A 7,804-nucleotide genomic window follows, 5' to 3' on the forward strand; every position below is an offset into this window, starting at 1 on the left:
TTTTTCAAAATTCGAGCCTCAACTAACTAATATTTTACCTTCGTACTCTCCTATATTCAGAATTAATTGATTGTCTGATGCTTCATACTCTTGATCATTGAGATAATCTTTCCAATCTGTCGAATTAGGAAAGTTAGGAATCTTATAATCTGATAAAGAATTGCCTGAAAAATTAAGGACAACAACCACACGAGAATCTTCTTCATCCCAACGATGATAAACTAATACTTTGTTATCCATGTCTTCGTGGATAAAGTCGATATTATCGGTATGTAAGGCATTATTTTTAGTTTTTAAGGCGATCAGTTTTTTGTAAGTCTTCAATAGGGTTTGGTTGCTATCATTTTCTAGCAAGTCCCAATTGATACTTGATTGCGCGTCTGCATCGTATTCGCCGAATTCATTGCCCATCCAAATTAAAGGAACACCGACGGTTGTTATTAATAAGATAGCCCCTAACTTAGCCCGTTTAAAGGCTGCTTCATCAAAAATATTGCGATCGCCTAATTCACTGAATACAGATTGATGATCGTGACAGGAAATATAATTAATGGCACTAATGGCCCCTTGATAACCTTGTTGTTTACAATTAACAACTTCTTTTAAGTCTTCAAAATTATAATTATCGCCACAAATATGAGCGATCGCTTGCTGATAAAAACTTTCGTGCCAACAACTGTCTACGGGTCGATCAAAGCCGGCTAACTGAGGATTTTCGGGGATATATTCTGCGGTATTAAAAAAGGGTTTATCTCCTGCAGAATTTCTCCCTTGTTCACTTAACCAGTCTAAAAAGTCATAGTTATCAATTTGATTGGCTGCATCGTAACGAAAGCCATCAATATGATATTCTTCAACCCAAAACTTAACCACATCACCGATAAATTGCCAAGCGGGTTTAATGTCTAAATTATCATCATATTTTTCATAATCAAATTCGGGACCCCAGCTATTTTCTGGATCTTTGGGTTCTTTTCGATACCAATAATTATAATCAATTTGAGTTAAGGATGCGTCGGGGTCAGAGTGATTAAATACACAATCTAATAAGACACGAATCCCTCTCCCGTGACATTCATCAATGAGACGTTTTAAGTCTTCTGAAGAACCATAAGTGGGTTCAGTAGCGAAATAATAACAAGGTGTATAACCCCATTTTTTACCGTCGGGAAACGCTTGTACGGGCAATAATTCTATGGCATTGATGCCTAATTCACTTAAATAGTCTAATTTATTGATAACCCCTTTAAAATCATCCGAAAATTTATCTATAAATAATTCATAAATGACTAAACTATCATTATTCGGTAAGGCATGATCGTCATTTTTCCAAGTATAAGTATCAATAACTTTTTCACCATTTTTAACACGAATGAGACTATTAGTACATTGTTTGCTTACCTCTTTTGCATAAGGATCATTAATTTCTACCCATTCATCGGGGTCTAAAAAGGGAGACTTACTTTGTACGCGAAATTTATATTCATGAATCCCATCTTCTAAGTCTACTTTTGTGCGAAAATAACCCTTTTCGTCCTTCTGCATTTCAATGTCTGACCAATCAGAAAAAGACCCTTTTACCGTTGCCTTTTCATTGTAAGGAGCAAATAACTTGAATTCAATTAAATTTGTCATTAGCTTTCATCATTTTAACCATCCATTTGATGGTATCGAGACGTTATTAAAAACGCCTCTGTCTAGGGAAATAAAATCATTTTAACTATCGGTTAAATCAACCCAAATATTTCCCTCTTCTGTTTTCACAGGAAACACCGATAAGGCTTTTTCTTGAGCGATCATCCCCATGGCTTTTCCCACTAAAGGCGGCCAAGGAGTCCACTCTTTTACTGCCCCTGTTTTGAGATCAAAAGCACTGCGGTGCATGGGACAAACTAAGTCCCCATCTTCGTTAATTTTAGCTTTTTTTAAAGAAATTTTCAGGTGAGGACAGCTATTTTTTACCGCATAAACTTGTCCGTTATGATTCAACAATAATATGTTATGATTCCCTGTCTTTACCACTTGACGAGAATTCATGGGCAGGCTATCCACAGTAAGCACTTTTGTCCAACTCATGGTTAATTATTTTCTATAGTTCATCATTACTCTAGCATTTTAAGCGGTTGTTTTAGACAATTGGTAACGGGTAATAATTCTTATTACTCTAATTAACCCGATGATTATTATCAAAATGAATACGGGTTCCGGCCCATTGTAATTTTTCTCGTAGGGTTTGATAGAAAGAATAATTTTCTCGGAGGACAATAAATCTAGCCATACAATTAGCCATTTTTACCGATACCCATTGACCGGGCCAAATGGAAGTCGCCAAAGAACTATCGGTCCATAATTTAGTATTTAATTCATAATCTCCCAAGGGCCAAATATTGACAATGGAACCGGGGGGAATGACAATGGGGCGACTCGACAGACTCAAAGGACAAATGGGGGTAACGGCGATGGCATCCATTCCAGGGTGAATAATGGGCCCGTTAGCAGAGGCAGTGTAACAAGTCGAACCGGTAGGAGTGGCCACTAATAACCCATCTCCTTGATATTGATCGACCACTTCCCCATCTACTTCGAGTTCTAAAATAGCGGTGGGCATTCGGTCAATACTAGCGGGTTTAATGCACATTTCGTTGAGACAGTAGAAGCGATCGCTAGTGGTTTGAGGGGAGGTGCGATCGCCTTCGCATACCCTGGCCTCTAACATCATTCGCTGTAACATGGCATAGCGATCGCTTTGCAAACGATGCCAGACTTGTTGGGTATCTCTGAATAATTCAAAGGGTTCGGTTAAAAAGCCTAGGTGTCCCCCAACATTCACCGCTAAAATGGGAATCTTTTCAGGGGCTAATTGTCGCGCGGCCGCCAAGATAGTGCCATCTCCCCCTAAAACAATGGCTAAATCGATGGTTTCTGAAGCAGAGGAAAGAAACACAGGATAGGGATTATCTTTGTAGCCACTTGGCCCCATCAACACTTTACAATTGAGGGCTTCTAGTTCCTTAGCGCAGCGTTGCGCCCATTTTTGGCTTTCGATGTCTCCTGCTTTATAAGCAATGATGACTTGTTTCAGTTCCACGTTAATCTACTAGGTAGGGATCTTTTTTATTCTCAACCCTCTTGATGAAGAAAGGGGAAACTTTAGTTACATTTTAACCATAGTCATATCTTATATCTTGTACCTTGGATAATCTCCCCTACCCCCCTGCCCCCCTTTCAAAGGGGGGTTTGGGGGGTGGGGGGCAGGGGGGAGTTAGAGGGGGGTAGGAACAGGCAACAGTTTTAATCTTCCTCTGCTCCTTCTGCAGCCCACACTTTAGATATATTGCATCTTTTTCAGTTTTGATTATCTTAATAAATAGGGCTAATCAGCCTAGTCCTTATTGTGATGGAGTCAGCGAATAACCTATGAACCCTTTACGACTTGTAAATTATCTGTGGCCGGCTTTTATCAGTATGATGATTTTAAGTGCGATCGTGGCTTCTTTGCCCGAGGTATTGGCCAGTGAACCGACGGTTACCAACGTGGAAACGGTTGAACCCTTAGAAATGTCCACGGGACAGTGGCAAGATTTACGGGGGTTAGAAACTAGAGAACGAGAACAATGGTCTTGGGATATCGAAGAAAGTGACGGTATTATCTCTGAAAATATCGAGTATGAAATCTTACCCAAGGTTTCCAATGATTCTCCTGTTGCTGATGTTGAAAAAGAGGATGAAGACTGGGAAAATAGTCACCGAGGTGATCCTAAAAGTAGTGGGGGTTTGATTCCTTTTGCTGAATTTTAGTTGAGTTTGACGGTTGTAGTCGATTAATTATTGACTTGACCTTAAGATGCTTTTTTAACATACAAATTTTGTTCATTTCGTTGTCTCCTCACACACATTTTTTTTCATAACCAATAAAGTTAAAATCAAGTGTTATCGCTCCTTTGGGGCAAGGAGTCAGGAGTCAGAATTAATGATTATCATCAGACTCAAACCAATCTAAAATACGATTCCAAGCCCACCAGCGATCGCTATCTCCATATTCACGCTGACAAGTTTTATTGCTAATATAACCCACATGACCGCCGTATTTTGTGACCCTAAGATCAATGTTAGAATTATCCGCACAAGCGGACTTCAAATCAGGGATAATAGAAGGGTCAAATAAGGGATCATCAGCCGCATAAAAAATTAAAGTCGGTTTTGATAAATTGGGTAATAAAGGTAGGGGACTACTGGCGTGATAATACTCTTCTACTGAAGAAAATCCCAGTCTTTTAATGACTAATTCATCATCAAATCCCCAAATACTATTGGCCCGTTCAATGGCTTCTGGTTCAAGGTTTTCTGGATGGGCTTTATAGATTTTCCACGCCAATTTTTTCAACTGTTTAGCGATTCTTTTTTCAATATATTTTCCCCAGGGACTACTAACCAGATAAGAAAGCGATCGATTAGAATCTAAATTAGGACAAATAACTGCACCGCCAGCAATATCTGATGAGTCTATTGATAGGTTTTGACCCCAACTAGAAACAGTTTGCCCTGCTTTTATCCCCCATAACGCTAACTGTCCCCCCAAAGAAAACCCCGTTAACCAAAAGGGCGCGGGACACCCCATCATCTTGGCCTGGGCTGCAATACGTACAAAATCTTCTCCCTCATAGATACCATCGGAGGTTAATGTCGGCGATAGTTGGGATGTTTTTCCGTGGGCCCGCCAATCAAAAATGACCACTGCATAACCGGCGGCATAGGCTTTTCTGGCGAATACCCGTAAATACCATTGATTATCGAGATCCCCGACAATACCATAGGTTCCGACAATAGTACCCCGTGGATTTTCAGGAATGGCCACTAACCCAAAAATGGGGGTTTCTTGCGCCCCGGTAAAGATTTTTTCTTCATAAGTGGGTTCGGAAAATTGGATATTTTGTTCCCAGTTTTTCCCTGCAAAGATACCAGCATAAACGCTCATTGATAAGCCGTTTTTTAGTCCCCAAGGAGGAGTATAAGAAATAGAGTCCATGAAAATATTAATATTAAGTAATTATAAGTTATTATATCAGCAATCAAATAGTAGGGTGGGTTAGACAGCTATATTTTAAGAAATAATGAGTATCTCAAAATCTGTCGTAACCCACCATCTGAACTGTTTAGTTATTAAATAGTAGGGTGGGTTAGACGGCTAGAATCTAGATTAAGATGAGGATCTAAAAATTCGTCGTAATCCACCATTTTAATTAATTCAAAGAAGATTTAATCTTTTATTTACTCCATCCCCGAAGATAATCAGCTAATATACAACAACACACATTTGATTGATCTAACTATTTAAAGATTATGGAGAATAATCTATCTACTACTCAAACAAAAACCCCAGAAATTCAGCACAAAACAGGCATTATTGAGGTGCGTGGGGTGGATCATTATTATGAATGGATACGACAGCCAGGAATCATAGAAAAGCCGGTTATGGTGTTTGTTCATGGATGGGGTGGATCGGCAAGATATTGGCGCAGTACCGCAGAAGCTTTGAGCGATAATTATGATTGTTTATTGTACGATTTACGGGGGTTTGGCCGTTCAAAATTACCTGAAATTCCTTTAACTTTAAGTTATGATTTAGAAGAATATGCCGAAGATTTAAAGGCGTTATTAGATGGGTTAGGATTAGAGAAAGTTTATATGAATAGTCACTCGATGGGGGCTTCTGTTGGGGCGTTATTTAGCACCATGTACCCCGAAAAAGTAGAGCGTTCTATTCTTACTTGTAACGGTATTTTTGAATATAATAAGTTGGCGTTTGATACGTTTCATAAGTTTGGGGGTTATGTCGTTAAGTTTCGTTATAATTGGTTTTTAAAAGTCCCGTTTGCCCCTCGTTTATTTATGTCTAGATTTTTACATCGTCCTATTGATAAGTTAGAAAAAGTTGCTTTTTTAGAGGATTTTATTTTAGCAGATTATGAGGCAGCCTTAGGAACAATTTATACATCCGTGAGTAAAAAAGCAGTAGAAACCATGCCGAAAAAGTTTGCAGAGATTTCTGTCCCGACGTTATTAGTTTCTGGAGAAAAAGATATTATTATTCCTGCTGAAATGGGACGAGAAGCCGCTAAGTTAAATGATAATATTAAATATGTAGAAATAGCAAAAACTGCACATTTCCCTATGTTAGAGGATAAAGAAACTTATTTAAGTCATGTTAGAGAGTTTCTCGATTAACGAAAATCTTTATTACTGAATTCCTATATACTTTTTGGGAATATCATCAATAAACTGACTTATTTCTTTAGTATAACCTTTTTTATCTTTCAAATAACTTGAGAGATATAAGGCTTTTTTTGCCCTCGTCATAGCCACATAAAATAAGCGTTTTTCTTCTTCTATTTTTTCATCTTTTATGCTATAGTAATTAGGAAATTCTCCTTGAGATAATCCAGCAAGAAAAACGGTATCAAATTCCAATCCTTTTGATTGATGGATGGTAATCACTAAAACTTGATTATTATCTTTAGAAATGTGATCGATATTTTTAGATAAAGCTGTATATTCTAGAATATTACGTAGTGAAACATAAGAATTAAGGGTTTGATCGTCTTGATTTTGAAATATTTGTACTAATCTTTGTAGATTGTTAGTTCTATGTTCTTCTTTTTGTTGATAATGACGATAAAGTTCTGATTCTACTAATATTTTACCCAATAGATCAGCAGGACGCAACTTATACATATCGTTTTTCCATGTTTCAACTTGTTTTGCTAAGGGTTCAAAGTTTTGACCATATTGAGATACTAATTTTTGACGTTCCTGACTATGTTTTTTGATTTTAGGGATCAATAAATCTAATAATTCTACTGTTGTATTGGTATCATTAAGCGCACGATGAGTCGGTGAATTAGTGAGATTTAATTGATTAGCTAAAAACTCTAAACTATAACGCTCTGCTTGGATAAAACGGTTGGCTAAATTCCAAGTATCTCCCCATTGAAAACTAGGAATATCTAACCCTAATCGGTTAGCGTGTGCTGTTACCATTTTAATATCAAATCCTACATTATGACCAACGATAAACCCATCTTTTATAAACTGAAAGAATTCAGTAAATACTACATCTGCGCTTCTTCCTTCTTTGGCTAAAAATTGATCACTCAATTTATGTACTATTTCTGAATTTCCGACAGGAATTGTATTACGAAGATAAGCATGAAATTCGTCAGTTTTTTCACCCCAGACTAACTTAACTGCTGCAATCTCTATGATCTCATCTTTATTAATTTCTAATCCTGTTGTTTCCACATCAAATACAATTACAATATCTTGTTCATAAGCGGTGATTAATTCATAAAAAGGATCACCATTTATGAGAGTTTGATTAACAGCAAAATCGGTTAATTGTAAGCCATATTTTTGTCCTTCTTTAGTAATATTTTCAACAGTAGTGGCTCCAATTCCACGTTTTGGTCTTAATAACATTCGTCTCATAGCAGAACTATCAAAAGGATTAACAATCAGTCGTAAATAACTGAGAACATCTTTAACTTCTTGACACATAAAAAATAAATGTTGTTCAATAGTTACACAAGGAACACCCGAAGATTCTAATCTTTTTGCAATTACTTCAGTACGATTTTTTGTACGACATAAAACAGCAATTTTATTATAATTCAATTCAATTTTTTTATGGGCTAATTGTCTGATCTTGCAACTTATCCATTGAGCTTCTGAATCCTCATTATTAGCTTGATGAAAAATAATATTATCACCTATGTTACAGGTAGGTGAGGGGGTAATTATAGTATAT

Annotated in this window: 7 protein-coding genes; 2 read left to right on the forward strand and 5 right to left on the reverse strand. The window is 37.1% G+C overall.

All coding sequences use genetic code 11. The features are described from left to right. Nucleotides 1-18: 18 nt before the first annotated feature. From C4E06_RS11560 to C4E06_RS11570, 3 genes are all read right to left on the reverse strand, one after another. Nucleotides 19-1,635, reverse strand: coding sequence for an alpha-amylase family glycosyl hydrolase (locus C4E06_RS11560; RefSeq protein ID WP_107668202.1), 1,617 nt, complete (start codon nt 1,633-1,635; stop codon nt 19-21). Between the two features lie 81 nt (nt 1,636-1,716). Then, a complete protein-coding gene (locus tag C4E06_RS11565) occupies nt 1,717-2,076 on the reverse strand; it encodes a Rieske (2Fe-2S) protein (protein WP_107668203.1) in 360 nt (119 codons plus the stop codon). 88 nt (nt 2,077-2,164) lie between these two features. Continuing rightward, nucleotides 2,165-3,088: an NAD(+) kinase gene (locus C4E06_RS11570; protein ID WP_107668204.1), complete on the reverse strand. Its 924-nt coding sequence runs from the start codon at nt 3,086-3,088 to the stop codon at nt 2,165-2,167. A gap of 329 nt (nt 3,089-3,417) precedes the next feature. Here C4E06_RS11570 and C4E06_RS11575 point away from each other — a divergent pair, with 329 nt between their 5' ends. Further along, the gene (locus C4E06_RS11575) at nt 3,418-3,798 is read left to right on the forward strand and encodes a hypothetical protein (protein ID WP_107668205.1); all 381 of its coding nucleotides are present in this window, start codon (nt 3,418-3,420) and stop codon (nt 3,796-3,798) included. A gap of 169 nt (nt 3,799-3,967) precedes the next feature. Here the strand turns inward: C4E06_RS11575 and C4E06_RS11580 are convergent, their stop codons facing one another. Next, nucleotides 3,968-5,026, reverse strand: coding sequence for a YheT family hydrolase (locus tag C4E06_RS11580; RefSeq protein WP_107668206.1), 1,059 nt, complete (start codon nt 5,024-5,026; stop codon nt 3,968-3,970). A gap of 314 nt (nt 5,027-5,340) precedes the next feature. Between C4E06_RS11580 and C4E06_RS11585 the strand changes: the two genes are divergently transcribed. Then, a complete protein-coding gene (locus C4E06_RS11585) occupies nt 5,341-6,225 on the forward strand; it encodes an alpha/beta fold hydrolase (RefSeq protein WP_107668207.1) in 885 nt (294 codons plus the stop codon). A 12-nt stretch (nt 6,226-6,237) separates the two neighbouring features. Here C4E06_RS11585 and C4E06_RS11590 read toward each other — a convergent pair. Then, the coding region (locus C4E06_RS11590; protein WP_198648561.1) for a 3'-5' exonuclease at nt 6,238-7,804 on the reverse strand (1,567 nt) is incomplete at its 5' end.

Source organism: Cyanothece sp. BG0011 (genome assembly GCF_003013815.1).
Taxonomy (GTDB): Bacteria; Cyanobacteriota; Cyanobacteriia; order Cyanobacteriales; family Microcystaceae; genus Crocosphaera.